Source organism: Calditrichota bacterium (assembly GCA_013112635.1).
In the GTDB taxonomy this organism is placed as follows: domain Bacteria; phylum Calditrichota; class Calditrichia; order Calditrichales; family J004; genus JABFGF01.
In genome coordinates this window covers 159687-175825 of sequence record JABFGF010000004.1, presented here as the reverse complement: position 1 = coordinate 175825, position 16139 = coordinate 159687, and the positions used below count along the sequence as shown (strand labels likewise).

General features: G+C 35.4%; 17 protein-coding genes. 9 read left to right on the top strand and 8 right to left on the bottom strand.

All coding sequences use genetic code 11. The features are described 5' to 3' along the window. Positions 1–575: 575 nt before the first annotated feature. Positions 576–1340, bottom strand: coding sequence for an enoyl-CoA hydratase/isomerase family protein (locus HND50_12335; protein NOG46020.1), 765 nt, complete (start codon positions 1338–1340; stop codon positions 576–578). A gap of 340 nt (positions 1341–1680) precedes the next feature. Between HND50_12335 and HND50_12330 the strand changes: the two genes are divergently transcribed. The 4 genes from HND50_12330 (at position 1681) to HND50_12315 (ending at position 4833) form a co-directional block, all read left to right on the top strand. Then, positions 1681–2628, top strand: coding sequence for a serine/threonine-protein phosphatase (locus HND50_12330; protein NOG46019.1), 948 nt, complete (start codon positions 1681–1683; stop codon positions 2626–2628). 220 nt (positions 2629–2848) lie between these two features. Beyond that, positions 2849–3283, top strand: a complete 435-nt coding sequence (locus tag HND50_12325; protein NOG46018.1) for a hypothetical protein — start codon at positions 2849–2851, stop codon at positions 3281–3283. Beyond that, entirely contained in the window at positions 3267–4172 is a 906-nt protein-coding gene (locus HND50_12320) for a formamidopyrimidine-DNA glycosylase (protein ID NOG46017.1), read from the top strand. Before HND50_12325 ends, HND50_12320 begins: the two co-directional genes overlap by 17 nt. Continuing rightward, a complete protein-coding gene (locus tag HND50_12315; GenBank protein NOG46016.1) occupies positions 4147–4833 on the top strand; it encodes a hypothetical protein in 687 nt (228 codons plus the stop codon). The genes HND50_12320 and HND50_12315 overlap by 26 nt, the downstream gene beginning before the upstream one ends. Here HND50_12315 and HND50_12310 read toward each other — a convergent pair. Further along, complete coding sequence (locus HND50_12310; protein ID NOG46015.1) at positions 4830–5918, bottom strand: NUDIX domain-containing protein; 1089 nt, start codon at positions 5916–5918, stop codon at positions 4830–4832. The two genes, HND50_12315 and HND50_12310, sit on opposite strands and share 4 nt — an antisense overlap. A 181-nt stretch (positions 5919–6099) precedes the next feature. Between HND50_12310 and HND50_12305 the strand changes: the two genes are divergently transcribed. Beyond that, a complete protein-coding gene (locus HND50_12305) occupies positions 6100–9246 on the top strand; it encodes a DEAD/DEAH box helicase family protein (protein ID NOG46014.1) in 3147 nt (1048 codons plus the stop codon). Between the two features lie 119 nt (positions 9247–9365). Then, positions 9366–9743: an NfeD family protein gene (locus HND50_12300; protein NOG46013.1), complete on the top strand. Its 378-nt coding sequence runs from the start codon at positions 9366–9368 to the stop codon at positions 9741–9743. A 12-nt stretch (positions 9744–9755) separates the two neighbouring features. Here HND50_12300 and HND50_12295 read toward each other — a convergent pair whose 3' ends face one another. The 6 genes from HND50_12295 to folB form a co-directional block, all read right to left on the bottom strand. After that, positions 9756–10157, bottom strand: a complete 402-nt coding sequence (locus tag HND50_12295; GenBank protein NOG46012.1) for a hypothetical protein — start codon at positions 10155–10157, stop codon at positions 9756–9758. Next, positions 10154–10471, bottom strand: coding sequence for a hypothetical protein (locus HND50_12290; GenBank protein ID NOG46011.1), 318 nt, complete (start codon positions 10469–10471; stop codon positions 10154–10156). The genes HND50_12295 and HND50_12290 overlap by 4 nt, the downstream gene beginning before the upstream one ends. Positions 10472–10771: 300 nt before the next feature. Further along, a complete protein-coding gene (locus HND50_12285) occupies positions 10772–12049 on the bottom strand; it encodes an HD domain-containing protein (GenBank protein ID NOG46010.1) in 1278 nt (425 codons plus the stop codon). Between the two features lie 200 nt (positions 12050–12249). Continuing rightward, positions 12250–12867, bottom strand: coding sequence for a deoxynucleoside kinase (locus tag HND50_12280; GenBank protein NOG46009.1), 618 nt, complete (start codon positions 12865–12867; stop codon positions 12250–12252). Position 12868: 1 nt separating this feature from the next. Beyond that, positions 12869–13351, bottom strand: a complete 483-nt coding sequence (gene folK, locus HND50_12275) for a 2-amino-4-hydroxy-6-hydroxymethyldihydropteridine diphosphokinase (GenBank protein NOG46008.1) — start codon at positions 13349–13351, stop codon at positions 12869–12871. Between the two features lie 33 nt (positions 13352–13384). Continuing rightward, positions 13385–13741: a dihydroneopterin aldolase gene (folB, locus tag HND50_12270; GenBank protein NOG46007.1), complete on the bottom strand. Its 357-nt coding sequence runs from the start codon at positions 13739–13741 to the stop codon at positions 13385–13387. Positions 13742–14122: 381 nt separating this feature from the next. Here folB and HND50_12265 point away from each other — a divergent pair, with 381 nt between their 5' ends. The 3 genes from HND50_12265 (at position 14123) to HND50_12255 (ending at position 16069) form a co-directional block, all read left to right on the top strand. Further along, positions 14123–14575: a sigma-70 family RNA polymerase sigma factor gene (locus tag HND50_12265; GenBank protein NOG46006.1), complete on the top strand. Its 453-nt coding sequence runs from the start codon at positions 14123–14125 to the stop codon at positions 14573–14575. 61 nt (positions 14576–14636) lie between these two features. Further along, the gene (locus tag HND50_12260; protein NOG46005.1) at positions 14637–15041 is read left to right on the top strand and encodes a hypothetical protein; all 405 of its coding nucleotides are present in this window, start codon (positions 14637–14639) and stop codon (positions 15039–15041) included. Next, on the top strand, positions 15038–16069 hold the full coding sequence (locus HND50_12255; protein NOG46004.1) for a hypothetical protein: 1032 nt from the start codon (positions 15038–15040) through the stop codon (positions 16067–16069). The genes HND50_12260 and HND50_12255 overlap by 4 nt, the downstream gene beginning before the upstream one ends. Positions 16070–16139: the final 70 nt, after the last annotated feature.

The following is a 16139-nucleotide window of genomic DNA, read 5'->3' as shown; positions in this document are numbered from 1 at the left end:
TTCTTTATCCGGGATATCACTATAGCCAAAACTTTGTTTGAGTTTCTGTTTGCCACTGCCTTTTGGTTCTTTTGGGCCAAAGCAAAAGAACGTATTTCTCTAATTCGAGGGAAGAGCGTTAATACGTTCTTTTAAAGAGACTAAAAGTACCAAAAGTCTTTTGCGAATTTAAAGTCGCGGTGGGCCATTACTAATTTGCTGATTTACTTGCTCCAACAGAAAATTCGCATTTTCAGCTATCGCTGAAATAGGGTTTTGTTTTTCGGACAATTTTCTGTCTGAGCAAGTAGACTATTCAATTTACAAACGATCTATTGCGAGTTAAAATTGTCCTTGATGTTTTGGTTCTTTTGTATCAAGACAAAAGAACGTATTTTTTAGTTTTTATTACCGTAAATATTGAGGTTTGGTTTATCAGGAATAGACAGGAACGTACTTTTAAAGAGACTAAAAGTACCAAAAGTCTTTTGCGAATTTAAAGTCGCGGTGGGCCATTACTAATTTGCTGATTTCACTTGCTCCAACAGAAAATTCGCATTTTCAGCTATCGCTGAAATAAAATAAAAGCCAAAACACTACTTCTTGTTTTTATTAAAAAAAGAAGCAACCCTCTTTTGCCATTCCTCAGTCGAAGCAAGAAAAGCAAAATTCTCCGCACCGGTAAGATTATATTTTTCAATCTCAACAAGCAGCTGTTGGTTTGTAATACGGCGAGTCATTTGAAGAGCGGTATCAGAGCTCTTTAAAATTTCATGCACCTCTTTGTCTATTGAATTTTCAATATCTGATGAATTAACTAAGCGATTTACCAGACGCAAACGAAATGATTCATCGGCATTTACAACGCGGCCTGTCATTAATAAATCCCTGCTAATACCAATACCGACAAGGGCATTAAGCATAAAAGTTAACGCAGGGGGCAGCACTGCACCAAGCCGCCCGGCAGGAAATGCAATTTTTCCATTTTCAGTAATGATGCGTAAATCAGCAGCGGAAGCAAGCGCAAAACCACCGCCAAAAGCCAATCCGTCAATGGCCGCAATAATAGGTTTTGGAAATTTTAATAAGCGGATCATGGTCTCATCAAACATGAGTGCAAAACTACGCGCCTCTTCAATAGATTTGAAGGAGAGCAGCTGGTCCAGGTCGACACCCGAGCAAAAAGCCTTATCTGTGGCACTGCGTAAAACCACCAAACGACATTGTTTGTCTTTTTCAAGTTCGTTAAATGTGCTGAACAGCTCTTCCAGAAGAGGGCGGTTTAAAGCATTAAACTTATTGGATCTGTTTAAAATCAGATCGAAGCGTTCACCATGTTTTTCAATTTTTAAGTATTTCATTTGATTTCTCCAGAAAACTATAGCTAATATAAAAACCTCATTATCATAATCTTTGGTCTTACTCTTGCTCATATTTTATTTAAAGTTGAGGATGAGCAAAAACTTAAAGGCGAGTAAGAGTATGATTAAGATTAAGAGAATGATAAAATATAATGGTTAAAATATAAGCCATTTCAATCATTGTATAAAGACACAAATAGCAATACCGACAATAATAATATTCAAATTAAATAATAATCTTTTTTGAACTATACGTTTGCCAAACCGGCGAATTTATTTCAAAGAAAAATCAGCATAATCCGGTTTGCTGTTGTTAAACAGTTACGATTGGTTAGTGTTAATGGAACGGACAAAAATTATGAACCGTGAAGAATACATGGTTGCAATGGATACGCTTTTTACTGGTTATGAACGTGAAGAAATCCATAAATATGGTTTAGAGCATATCCTTGATAAAATAATCTATCAACATGGCGATCTCATTGAAAAAAACTATCATTTAGAAAAGCAGCTTGATACAGTAAAAACTGATCTAAACAATGCAAGTATGGCACAAATAAACCTTTTGCCAACCAAGATTGATTTTACATCAAAACTCGATTTTGCGGCGCGCTTTATTCCCTCGCAGTATGTATCGGGCGATACTTATAATGTTTTCCGTTTGGATGAGGATCACGTCGGTTTGTACCAAATTGATATTTCCGGGCATGGTGTTGCCGCGGCTTTATTCAGTGTAAGTTTATCTCAGATGCTCAACGCAAATATATCCAATAAAAATTTGTTAAAAACCGTTCTGAAAAATAAACCTTATTATATGATTAATTCTCCGTCCAGGGTTTTATCATTATTAAATGATGAAAAGTTTTTTGAGCGCTACCAGATTTTTTTTACAATGATTTATATGATAATTAATATCCGAACGGGAGACCTGCAGTTTAGTCGTGCTGGCCACAACCCACCAATTATTCTACGCGCTGATGGATGTATCCAGCAGAGTAAGGAAGGTGGCTTGCCAATTGGTTGGGACTTTGACAGGGTTGATCCTGTAATAAATTACCAGTTGGAAAAAGGTGATAGAATATTTCTTTACTCCGATGGGATTTGTGAAGCGAGAAACCATGACAAAACCTGGTTCGGGGATGAACGCCTAAATTCCGTGATTAAAAAAAATATTTCCAATTCCCTGGATGAAACCCTCAATGATACAATCCGCGAACTTTCCCAGTTTACAGGCAGCATAAAATTTGAGGATGATATTTCTATTTTGGGCTTAACTTATTTGGGATAAGATTAAATCTTCTTATGTTCTATCCAACCTATCACATTTTACTCGCCTTGATTAAACTTCACTATTAATATTAATACACCTTTTCTTGGTAAATGGATTTTTAACAGGTATTGAAATTGCCTTTTGAAAAAGCAGCGGTTTTTCTTTAGGTTACTTATCGTAAAATTTATGAAACCTTTTATTGACAATATAACTATGTTGGGCTTCAGCTATTTAATACATGAATAAAACTTTTGAAATAGTAAGAAAAATAACGTTAGTAGTTTGGATTATTGATGCTATAATTGTGGCAATTGGATTAGTTCAACTCTTTGCATTAAAGATTTTTGAAATATCTTCAAGCAAAATGGAAATGGAAGTTATATCGAGTTATTGGTATTTACTTTATGGTATTTTTATAATTCTTATTTTTTTATTGCTTATTTATGGATTACTAAAATTAAAACGCTGGTTTTTACTAATTTATTGGATATCATTACTTATATACCTGGCCCCTTTATTTATGTTAATTTATATATTCGATAATGTTCTATCAGGTTTATTTGAAAATTTATTGGTTGGGATATTTGGTTTTATAATTCCGATTGGTTTAGGCATGTTTTATACTATAAATTACTCAAAATTTAAGAAGGAAAATTTTGCCAGAATATCCTGATATTACTGTTTATATCGAACGCCTCAAATCAATGATCGAAGGCAAACAACTTCAGAAAATCCGCTTTGCCAGCCCCTTTTTCCTTAGATCACTTGATCCACCCGTTGGTTCCATAAATGATTCAAAAATTTTGGATATAATCAGAATTGGTAAACGAATTACCTTTGAATTTGAGGATGAATATTTTGCAGTTTTGCATTTAATGATCAGCGGACGTCTTTACTGGCGTAAACCAGAATATAAAATGTCTATAAAGCGGGATTTAGCAACATTCGATTTTGATGATGGTTCTCTGTTGATAACCGAAGCTGCAACAAAAAAACGGGCTTCTTTGCACCTTGTAAAAGGCCGGGAACAACTCGAGTTATTTAATCCCGGTGGTCTTGAAATATTCTCTACTTCCTTTGATGAATTTAAAAATGCAATTACTGAAGAAAACCACACTTTAAAAAGAACACTTACCGATCCCCGCATCCTGAGCGGAATTGGCAACGCTTATTCGGATGAAATATTGCATCGTGCTAAACTATCGCCAATACTCCAATCACAAAAAATGGATGATGGGCAAATTGAAAACCTGCTTGAAAAAATAAAAGAAGTTTTACTCGAATGGACAGAACGGTTACGGGATGAAGCGGGAGAAAAATTACCGGAGAAAGTCACCGCCTTTCATAAACAAATGGCGGTTCATGGGCGCTATGGCCAGCAGTGCCCGGTTTGCAATACAACTGTTCAAAGAATCCGCTATGTGGCAAATGAAACCAACTATTGCCCGCAATGTCAAACCGGTGGTAAATTGCTTGCAGACAGGTCGTTATCACGTTTACTAAAAAAGGATTGGCCGCGTACACCGGAAGAGCTTGATGAAAAACTTGGCCGTAAAACTTGAAAGGATTATCTCGATGAAAACCAATGTTAGATTTCTTTTTTGTATGGTGATAATCTTGTTACAGACATCCGGTTGCATAAAACGGGAAGATTTAAACAGGCCGTTGGATGCGGATGAAATCTTTATTTATTCGGCAATTATAGATTCACTTTTTAATGACAGTTATGAGAAGGTTTTTATTAACGAAAAGACACTCAGCGTGATGCGTTTTATAAAGAAAACGTCTTTATCAGAACATCTCTTTGAGGAAGAACCAGCCGAATATTTCCGTAAATTTTTTCTTGAAAAGAAATGCGTGGTATCAGAAGAGTTAATTGAAAACTACATTGAATTTAATCGGCAAAAATTTCCTCTTTTTGATAAACTTAAATTGAATCGTGAAATAGGTTACGCCCCCCACTTATCTATTTATGCTTTCTCCAGGGGAACTACACCAAAGCATGAGCAGCTAAAAAAAGCGTTAAACGATAAAATTAAATTTGGGGTAATAAGTTTTTCACACATCAGTTTTGCTGAGGATAAAACCGAAGCTATGCTGGAGGTAAATATTCATCGAAGAAACAGGGGCGAAACTTTTTACAGTTTTTTGAAGAAGGTAAACAGAGATTGGCAATTTTTGCCAAATTGTTATGTTTATGGCCCGTACAAAGTAAAAGATTAAACCAATCCTGCCTTTTCCAACATGGCAAATTCCTGTTCAAAATTTGGAGTAAAAATACCTTTTCCTAAATTTTTGCGGATTTCAAACATTGTCCAAAAACGGCCATCACTTATTTCTACCGGGCATAATTTAAACGGTCCGTTATGCACAATCTTGTAGGTGTGGATTAGTTCACTTTCCCAATTATTGCGCATCACATATCTAAAAATGGGTTGTGCCTTCGCTGCATTTAAACCTAATTCTTCTTGCGCTTCCCTAAGCATGGCATTATGAATATTTTCACCGGCAGAAACATGACCGCCAACGGCAGTATCCCAAAATCCCGGATATAACTCTTTTGTTTCGATGCGTTTTTGTAAAAACAATCGGCCCTGTTTATTAAATACGTGTACGTGCACAACGGGGTGAATTAATTTTGGATTGCCATGAAAATGACTGCGCGGAGCCTTACCTAAAACTTTTCCATTTTGGTCAACCTGATCAAACCACTCTTCTCCCGGTTTTGCTGAAGGCGTCATTTTGTTTTTATAAAATTTTATATAAAACCATTGTCCGCCAAAGAGCAGGGCAATAATTATATAAAACAGACCTCCGGATATAAAAGCCCACATTTCTTTACTGGCATATTGAGCAGACCAGACAATCAATAAAGCATGCAAAAACAAAATTACAGACATTACCTGTGTCATTACCCGAATCAGTTTTTCCTGAAAAGGTTGTAGTGAAACGTTTGGTAAATAACGTTTGCCCATTAATAGCAACAGCGGTTTATTTGTAAATCCATGGATCGCTAATACAACAACCAGGATAAGTTCTAAAACGGCCGGTTTTAGTTTAAAGAAAAAATCATCTTCTAAAAGGAGCGAAACAACTCCAAACATTACCAGCAGGCCAATGTCAAAAAGAATAAATTTTTCAATCTTTTTATTTTTAATATAGAAGTAACCCAGCTCAATAAAGCCAATTGTTAAAGCCACAATAATCCCAATCATAGCGCCATAAAGCCAGTCAGCAATTAAAAAGATGAGGATGGGGAAGAACCCAATTGTAAAGTTATTGATGATTTCTTTTCTATTCAGGGTCATGATTTTTCTAAAGTTATGCGTTTTGCTTTTTCAGGTTCTTACTGAACTGATCTGTTTTAAATAATCCGTCAATTTAATAACATCATAAAAAAAACAAAAATGATTTTGAACTCAAAAAATTAATGTGTTATATTAAAATTCAAATGTGCGTTTGTGAAAAATATGTATTCTGGAGAGTAAGTTGAAAATTAACATTAAAGATTTAAAAGATAAAGTACCCGATATTATTTTCCGTCAAGGACTCGATTATTTCAAAGACGGACGAGTAAAAATTCAGAATACCGACAATCTTTCCGTGATGGCAACTGTTCATGGCACCTACCCTTATGTTGTAAAATTAAGTGTTGATAATAATTCATTTACAAGCACATGCACATGCCCCTATAAATATGTGTGCAAGCACGCCGTTTCAGTTGCCCTAAAAGTTATTGAAGATCAGTCCACAACAGAAGAAAGCACCGAAATTGCAACCACAGACTGGCGAGAATATTTTGACCGCCTGATTGCGATCCAACAAGTTGATAGTGAATTTTCCCAGGAAGTTCGCTGGAAATTGATTTATATAATCCACATCACAGAAAACTATTGGAATATTAAGCCTGTTAAAGTTTACATGAAAAAAGACGGCACCTATGGCCGCGTTCAGGAACCGTCATTTAATGAACTATCTGCACAAAATGTTTTCCGTACATCGGGCGATTTAATCACGATTTCATATCTGGAAAGATTACAATCACAGCAATCAACAGTTTATTTTCGTGGGAGGCTGGAAACAAGCTATTTGAAATTTGGTCTGGATGCCGGGCAAATTTTTAACCTTTTACGTACCAGCGAACTGCATATAAAAAATGATGATGGTACCATTGGTACACGTATCCGTTTTGGAAGGAAACCATGGCAGCTCCGATTTAAACTTATCCTGGAAGAGCACAGTTATCGTTTTCAACCATTTTTCCAGCGGGATGAAGAAGAAGTTATTATTGACCACACGACCAATATTTTAACAGTTAACCCGATTTGGTTTTACCGGGAAGGTAAACTGCATCACTGCATGTTTCCGCTAAGCTACTCTTATATTAAGTCTTTTGTGGATGAAAAACTGCACATCGGTGTTACAAAAGATGAATACGAATCTTTTATTTCGGATTACCTGGCAAAACTGCCCATTTTCCCTTATGTGGATTTTCCTGCAGGGATTGAAGTTTATGAGATTCGCGATGTTTCTGAAAGCAGGCTATATATAGAAGAGATGGATGATCAACTGGTTGTTTCACTCTCATTTATGTATGAAAATATTGAGATTATTTTCAGCCAGAGTAATGATCAATATCTGCAATATGACAATGAAACCCGGCAAATTATCAGGGTTCATCGCGATTTGGATATGGAGCAGGTTCAACGGGATAAAGTATTGGATAGCGGTATTGTTGAAGATACTCCGGGATTGTTTTATGCCACCTTTGAAGATTCACTGGAGTGGTTGTTTGACGGTTTGCCTGCGCTCGCTAATGATGGCTTTGTTATAATGGGTGAAGAGAGCTTGGTTAGGTTTAGGGTGAAACGTGCCAAAGGTGATTTTGGTGTAAATATATCATCGGAAACAGATTGGTTTGATATAGAATTAAACCTGGAGTTCGATGGTATTCCCGTAAGCTTATCTGAGTTAAAGAAAGCCCTACGCGCCAATAAAAAGTATATAAAACTGCGTGATGGAAGTATTGCACGTCTTCCTGAAAAACTGATTGAGAAATTTAATTATATCATCAACTTTGGTAAAGTGGATGACAATTCAATCCGTTTTGAAAACCACCACATGACTTTTGTGGACAGGTTATTGGCTGAGGCGGATCATAAAAAACTGGACGTAATGAGCCAGGATAAACTGAAAAAACTCGATACGTTTGAAAAAATAAAAACATATTCTTTACCTGCAAATTTTAAAGGGGAATTACGAGATTACCAAAAAGCCGGTTATGACTGGATGAACTTTTTAAAAGAGTTTTCATTTGGCGGCCTGCTTGCGGATGATATGGGACTTGGTAAAACTATTCAGGCACTTTCTTTGTTGTTGAACGTGGCTGCCAAAAATCCAAAATCTACCAGCTTGATCATTGCACCTACTTCCGTTGTGTTTAACTGGGTTAATGAAATAGCCCGTTTTACACCGGATCTAACTCATCTTGTCCACTATGGAACACGTCGTTCCAAAGATATTCGCCGTTTAAAAAAATATCAGCTTGTTTTAACAACCTATGGCCATTTGCGGCGGGACGTCAGCTTTCTTAAGGATATGCGTTTTACTTATGTTATTCTGGATGAATCACAAAACATTAAAAATCCGCAATCTGAAACGTCAAAAGCAGTTCGTCTTTTGGAAGCGCAAAGCCGCCTGGCATTAACAGGCACGCCTGTTGAAAACAATACCATGGATCTATGGTCGCAATTTGCTTTTGTAAACCCAGGATTATTAGGTGACCAGGCATTTTTTAAAGACTCATTTATGCGCCCGATTGAGAAAGATAAAAATGTACAGGTAGCCGATACTTTGAAACGGCTGATTTTCCCTTTTATCCTTCGGCGCACCAAAGAAGATGTTGCGACAGAATTGCCACCAAAAGTAGAAAGTATTACACATTCTCCAATGCTGGAAGCACAACAGGCTTTGTACGACAAATGGCGCATTAGCTACCGCGATAATATTATGGAAGAAATTGAATCCAAAGGGGTTAATAAATCCAAATTTAAAGTATTGGAAGGTTTGACAAAACTTCGCCAGATTGCTTGTCATCCCGGTTTGGTGACAAAGTCTTTCAATGAAAGCTCCGGGAAATTTGAAGCACTAAAGGAAATGGTTGAGGAGATTATTTCTGAAAACCATAAGGTGCTTATTTTTAGCCAATTTGTGCAGATGTTACAAATTATAAAACGCTATTTTGATGAAACCGGTATTGTCTATTCTTATCTCGATGGTTCTACAAAAGACAGGGCGACTCCTGTAAAGAATTTTCAGGAAGTAGATGAAGTTAAAACATTTTTAATCAGCCTAAAAGCAGGTGGTACCGGGTTAAACCTCACTGCTGCCGATTATGTAATCCATTTTGATCCATGGTGGAACCCGGCCGTGGAAATGCAGGCCACTGACCGCGCTTACCGCATTGGGCAAACACGAAAAGTTTTTGCTTATAAATTAATCTCTTTGAACAGTGTGGAAGAGAAGATTGTTAAAATGCAGGAAAGCAAACGGGCTTTGGTAGAATCGCTTATTTCTACTGAAGAGACTTTCTTTAAATCGCTAAACAAAGAAGATATCCTGGAACTATTTGAATAAATATAGTCCTACTCTAATCATACTCATGCTCTTGATCAAATTATTTAAGAAACAAATGCGAGTAAGAGTATGAGTATGATAAAGAGAAAGAAAACCTCCAAAGTTTTCAATTCTATTTTATGGCAAAAAAAGATACTATAAAACGCTACATCCTTTTCCAAATTCCCGAGTTGCTTGTTACTTTCCTTGTGCTGATTATTATCCATCATTTTTTAGAATTTCCTTTTTGGATTGTTTGGGTTGTAATGGCCGGGGCAATTATTAAAGATGTGATAATGTTTCATTATACCTGGACGGCTTACATTGTGCACAGTCCGGAAGATTACGCCAATGTTAAAGGAAAATCCTGTATTGCTGTAGAAGATTTTGAAGAAAAGGGTATGGTGAGTATAAATGGTGAGCTGTGGAAAGCACGTTCGGAAAACCCGGTCATTAAAGATGACAAGCTAATTGTGCAAAAAATTGATGGCTTGGAATTGTTTGTAAAAAAAATCTAAGGCTGTATCTATTTAGCGCGATAAAACTGTCAATTGACCTTTAACATCCATTTTTAATTCCGGGTAAAGCCTTTCGATTTCTTTATATACATTTTTATTGTCTTCAATAAAATAAACAAATTTTTCTGCCAAATGTGGTAGTGCGCTTTTTAATGTATTTAAAATGGTCTCATTGGAATGAAATCCATCATCGATAAAAATATCAACTTTGTCGTCATTTAAAACTGTTTTTAGTTTTTCTATATTTTCTTCAAATTGATCAAACTCATGTAATTCAATATCATTCTTTTCAAAAGCACCTAATTTTTTAAGATTATCCATATTGTTGTTAATATGACCAAGATCAATATCCAATCCCAAAATTCTTATATTCGTAAATAGTTCGGACCAGATAGCTAACCCTGTTCCTTTCAAAATCCCACCTCTACCAGCACAATTTTATCTGTTTTATCAACATATGGTAAAAGATATTTTGAATATTTTCCGGCATAATTGTGGTGAAACATCCTGTCTCCACCTCTCATCCCACCAATTTTCAATTTTTCTTCTGATCGTGGATCTTTATCACTAACCTTATTTCGCTTTATCCCTGTATGTAACCCCCCATACTTAATTTCTGTTTTAATTAACCAGCCAACACTACCGGGATTGGAGTTTTTATATTTAATTGAATACCATTTTTTTCTAAGATCTCTTTTTGCATTTTTTATTGTCCGGCTTTTTTTCAAAACACTGTCCCTTTTATTAAATGATTCATTTTATATTGAAATATAGTTTACTCTGGAAAATAAATTTCGGCCTGATTATTGCCTGTAAATATATGGAAAAAATTGAGATTAGGGCAAGTTATTTTCATTTGGTTTTTAAAAAATAAAACTCTGTGGATAACTATTGGAAGTACAATTATTTTTGTGGCTTGGAAATTCGCAAAATGGTATTTGTATGTTTAGGCGGATGAGCTAGTTAAAGTTTATTTTCTTTTTCCATCTGAGTTCTCGGCGCCTCCGTGTTAAATAAAAGTCAAAAAACTATCCCCTGTAAATACGTGAATAATAGCGCATAAAAGTGGTTTCAACCCGTTGTTGATCATCGCTTTTAAACTTGTCCAGGTTTACCAAATCATTTAATGCGAAACCGCTCAGGTATTTCAAATCCTTTTTATCAATTGCCTCTGTATGGCCGTATTCAATAATCTGGATAACCCTATCAAGTGTAATATTTTTGAAATGATAAACAGAGAATGGCTCAAACGTTTCTCCGGTTTCAGCATCCAAAATTTCCACTACTTCTTTTATGGGCAAACGATCGGCATAAGGCCTGCGTGAAGTTAGTGCATCAAACACATCACACACAGCAAGAATTTTTCCACCACGCGGTATTTGTTCACTGCTTAATCCATCCGGGTAACCCGTTCCGTTTACACGCTCATGATGGGTGGCTGCAATTTCCACAATGCCGTTCAGCCGTTCCGGAAATTGTACTTTTGATAGCAGCTCCCGGGTTAGTGTGGCATGGCGCTTAAAAAGTTGAAATTCATCACCGGTAGGACGTTTATCTTTTAATAAAATTAATTCAGGAATTCCAATTTTGCCGATATCGTGCAGCAGGCCGGCATATTGTAAAATTTCTTTTTCTGCCGTAGTAAGCCCCATCTGTTTGGCCAGTTCCATCGCATAAAGTGTTACACGGCGGGAGTGCCCTGCAAGGATATAATCACGGGTGTCCAGCGCATGCGAAATGGTGTCTACAAAAGAATCAAAGGCATTTTTTATTTCATCATTTTTTAAAGTCGATGTAAACAATCCGGCGGCAATCCTGGACCATTCGCTAATCAAATTGACAACTGTTGGCGTTATCGGATGAACAACCGTGTTCATGATTTGAAGGACACCAACTACCTTATTTGCTTTTGTTTTCATTGGGAAGCACAGAATGTGGCCTGTTTTTGCTCCTGGCATGGAATCTGTTTTTTCAAGATATGATGCATCCTGTTCTGGATTGGATAGATTTATATGGTGGCCGGCTTTTATTGTGCGTCCTGCGATGCACTTTGCCTGAGAAACCTCAAAACGGCTTTTGCCTACAAGTGTCCAAAGCTTTTCTTTTTTTGCAGAATAAATCCAGATGATAGCTTTCCCGCATGGTACAATTTCCTGTAACGCGGGCACCATTTTTTTTATCAATGATTTTGTGGATGTGCTACCGCCGACAAATTGCATCAATTTAAGTATTTTCTGCAATTGTGCCTGGGTTAAAGCATAGGTCGATTCAATAATTCCTGATGACATGTCATTCGAGTTCTTCAAAGTCAGCGTCCTCTATCTTAGATTTGTTTTTTTGCTGAAAATCATCGTCCCTGACAGCGCTTTTATTTTGCTTTGCTTGTGATTTGGCAGAAGGGCCCAATAAAAATTGGCGTAATGTTCTGAAAAGAAAGTATCCCAAAATTGTAAATATAATAATTTTAAAAAACATTTTTATCTCTGTTTAAAGTTGAATCATGAACTTATTTTTCTGTGATTTTCGAAATTTGTTTAACTATATCTCGGAAATCAGCTTTTGAATTAATGAAATCAACATCATCCATATTAATTGTTATAAGTGTCGTTTTTGAATAATGAGCAAAAAATGAGTCGTATAATTCATTCAAGGTATTAATATATTCTTCACTCATATCTTTTTCATAATCACGGTTTCTTTTACGGATATTGGCCATTAAACGTGAAGTTGATGTTTTAAGATAAATAACAAAATCCGGGACTGCAATTTGCTGTTCCATTATTCGCGCCAGTCCGTCATAAAGTTTCATCTCAGCTTCTGAAAGGTTCGTTGTTGCAAAAATACGGTCTTTTTGAAAAATATAATCGCTGATTATTTTAGAATGAAACAAATCATACTGCCTTAATTGTTCCTGTTGGCGAAAACGGCTTAGCAAAAAAAAGATCTGAGTCTGAAAAGCATATCGCCTTCGGTCTGTATAAAAATCCCCTAAAAATGGATTTGTTTCAAACTCTTCCATAACCGGGTGGGCGCCATACCAATCTGCTAATTTAGCTGCCAGGCTTGTTTTTCCTGCCCCGATAACACCCTCAATTGCAATATATTTAAAATTAGTACGTTTCATTTTACCAAATATGCCTTGCAGGTGTCACTAAGCTTTTATCCTCGTTTTGCAGCAGAATTTGATCAATCGTCTGCCCGGTCCGCGTTTTAAATCCTTTTTCAATTTCCAATAATGGCAGTAATACAAATTTGCGTTTTTCCATTTGTATATGCGGAATAGCTAATTTTTCAGTGTCAATTTCCGGGCCAGAATACTCGATGATATCAATATCAATTTCCCTTGGCCCCCAGCGATAAGTTTTGGTTCGGCCAATATTTTCTTCCAATTGTTTGATTTTTTTTAACAGCAGATTTGGCTCAATTTCTGCTTCTAATTTAACCACAGCATTAAAAAATTCTGCCTGGTTTTTATCGCCAATTGGTTCGCTGCTATAAACGAAAGATTTTTTTTTAATCTGCCCGATGTGATTTAAGCCGACCACCGCATTTTGTAAATATTCCAGTCTGTTACCAACATTGCTTCCTAAGGACAAATAATATATCATAAAAACTTTACGGTACCCTGAATTGATGAAAAGTTAATTTTCCCTCTCAATTTCAATTTCCACATAATCCAACAATCCATTCATAGGAACGTGTGGTTTACGTACTTTTATTAAAACAGATTTGATTCCAGAAAGTTTTAAAATTTCGCCAGCCATTTTCTCCGCTACTGTTTCCAGCAACTTAAATTTGTATTGCTCAAAGCTTTTTTTGGCAATATCATAAATATTACTGTAGTCGATTGTTTTGTCAAGGTCATCACTAATTGCACTTTCGCGCAGGCTGCATGCAACTTCTATATCAATTTCAAATTTTTGTCCCAGTTCGCGTTCTGCTTTGTAATAGCCGTGGTGCGCGTAAAAGACAATGTTTTTCAATCTTATTTTATCCATTGGAATAATCCCAAAATACGAGGGCTATGAATTTAGCAAATTTTGGGGATTTAAAAAACGGCTTGATGCGAATTTTTAGTAGAAAAAGGTCCTGTCTATTTAAGTTTTCAAAAACATGCTAAAAATTAAATGTATTTGAATTTATTTTTTATTTAAAATAACACCGTTTTTTTGTATTTTTATGATTATTCCAAATCATCTTCTTACCTAATAAATTATAATATGCCAGCAAGTTCATTCACTTTAAAACAACTTATTACTTATTGTACCGATATCGATGGGTCAAAGCGCGAATTGGCCTGGCGGGAGTTTTTTAGGCGATATAAGAAGCTGATATTTTATTTTATTGAACGCAGCTGCAATCAATGGAGTTTGTCCCGATTGCAACTTCAAAAAAGAGATGTTCTGGATGACGTTCTTTCTGAAGTATTGATAATGATAAATAAAAATCTCGCGGATTTTAAGAACCAGGATTCTGAAAAAAAATTTATTGCCTGGCTTCAGGTTGTATGTAACCGTACTTGCAGTATTTATCTCAAACGGGTTTTTAAAAATAATATCAGTGAAGTTGATATTCTGGATATACCTTTGTTAAAAAAGGGACACGAAGATATTATCATGTGGGAACTGCATGAATTTATGGTAGAAACATTGCGAAGTGAATTACCCAACTCTACCAAAAACCTTGAGCGGGATATAAATATTTTTCTGTTAAATGTATGGTTTGGATTTCCAACCGAGCAAATTACAGAACACCCTTGTTATAACCATTTAACCCACGATTCCATTAAAAGTATCGTTACCCGAATTAAAAAAAATGTATCTTTTTTATAAATTTCTGCACCATTTTGCCATTTAATTTACACTATATATATAAAGGGCAAAAAGGAAAATTATGGAAATACTCCAATCTGAGAATTTAACTTTAGGTCAAGCACTTGCTTATCTTCGTTCTGAAAAAGTTTTCGGAAGGGATTATTCAGAAAATTTAAGTAAAAATAATTTGGAGTATTTAAACCAGTTAAAAGAACAAGCCATAGAATTACAGAAAAAGCGTGACTTTCAGGATTTATTATTTATTGCCCGGGATGTGCTGAGAATAGATAACATTGATCAAAAAGAGCATTTGGACTTTTTTCTAAATCTTTTTCTTGTAGATACAACAGATAAAGATTGTTATAAACTTGCAAATTCTTTGAACAACCATTTTGATTGGTTTGAAGGCTTTAGCCGAATTTTAAATGATTTTTTATTAACGTATAATGGTTTAAAAGAGAAAAATATGCTGAGGACTAAATGACAGCATCAAAAAATAATTACATGGGTATTTGTGAATACCTAAAAGGTAAAACAGATATATATCCTTTTGAAACAGAACATCCTGTTTATGGGCTTTTTACAAAAATGAAAGAATTGCCCAAATTAGAAACAGAAACAAATCCTGATATTGATATTAGCTACTCTTACATTGAAAAATGCATGGGTCTTTTTCTTTCCGGCAATTTAGGAAATGAAAAAGCACTTGTGTTAAAGCAGGCAATTTTAGAATCAGAAAAAGTATATATAAAGCTACTTCGAAAAATTGATATGCATGTTAAGACTTTTACCGAGCAGAATCTTTCATCTACATTTTTCAGCCAAACTGATTCTGAGCTTGCAGGCCAGATGGTTAAAAAAGAAGATATCAGAAATTATAATAAACCTGGAAAAAATAGGTTTGTAAATAGAAATGCAATTGTTTCCGGTATTCTTGCCTCGGCAGCAATTCTTCTGATATTGTTTATTCTTCCTATTGAGTTACAGCAAGACTTGGATGACTTATATAACTTTGATTCCCAATCTGCATTAAATTACCAGACTAAAAGTTTACGTGGTAATGCTTTGGTAGAAGATAGCAACGATCCTGATTACAAATTATTCAGACAGCATTTTAAACAGGGAATGGCAAGTTATTTAGTCCAGGATTATGAACTTGCTTTGGAAGAATGGAAGATAATTGAAGACAAGCTACCGGATCTAAGAAAACGTAATGGGTTTGCCGGAAAAGAAGAACAGCAATTAAAATTGTACAGTGCAATCAGTTATTTGAGTTTGGCTTTGTCAGAAAATAAAAAATTGGCTGAAGGAGAAAAGAAAGAATCACTATCTAAGGCGATAAATATTTTTAAAGAAATGCATTTGGATAACGATACAACAAAGTATTATTTTGCTTTGTCACTTGCATTAAACAAAAATATGGACCAGTCAAAAAGATTATTAAAGGATATAAATCCAGAATCGACAATGTACAGTAAAAGAATTGTTCTTGAAGAACATATTAACCAATAACCCAAATAAGGGGGCAATATGCTTAGATACGATTTTAATAATTTGATCGCATATTTTAGAGAAGATGAGG

Bases quoted from the DNA above. Each gene is read 5' to 3' on its own strand.
- HND50_12335 (NOG46020.1), bottom strand. From the start codon at position 1,340: ATGAAATACTTAAAAATTGAAAAACATGGTGAACGCTTCGATCTGATT.
- HND50_12330 (NOG46019.1), top strand. From the start codon at position 1,681: ATGGAACGGACAAAAATTATGAACCGTGAAGAATACATGGTTGCAATG.
- HND50_12325 (NOG46018.1), top strand. From the start codon at position 2,849: ATGAATAAAACTTTTGAAATAGTAAGAAAAATAACGTTAGTAGTTTGG.
- HND50_12315 (NOG46016.1), top strand. From the start codon at position 4,147: ATGAAAAACTTGGCCGTAAAACTTGAAAGGATTATCTCGATGAAAACC.
- HND50_12310 (NOG46015.1), bottom strand. From the start codon at position 5,918: ATGACCCTGAATAGAAAAGAAATCATCAATAACTTTACAATTGGGTTC.
- HND50_12300 (NOG46013.1), top strand. From the start codon at position 9,366: ATGGCAAAAAAAGATACTATAAAACGCTACATCCTTTTCCAAATTCCC.
- HND50_12280 (NOG46009.1), bottom strand. From the start codon at position 12,867: ATGAAACGTACTAATTTTAAATATATTGCAATTGAGGGTGTTATCGGG.
- folK (NOG46008.1), bottom strand. From the start codon at position 13,351: ATGATATATTATTTGTCCTTAGGAAGCAATGTTGGTAACAGACTGGAA.
- folB (NOG46007.1), bottom strand. From the start codon at position 13,741: ATGGATAAAATAAGATTGAAAAACATTGTCTTTTACGCGCACCACGGC.
- HND50_12260 (NOG46005.1), top strand. From the start codon at position 14,637: ATGGAAATACTCCAATCTGAGAATTTAACTTTAGGTCAAGCACTTGCT.
- HND50_12255 (NOG46004.1), top strand. From the start codon at position 15,038: ATGACAGCATCAAAAAATAATTACATGGGTATTTGTGAATACCTAAAA.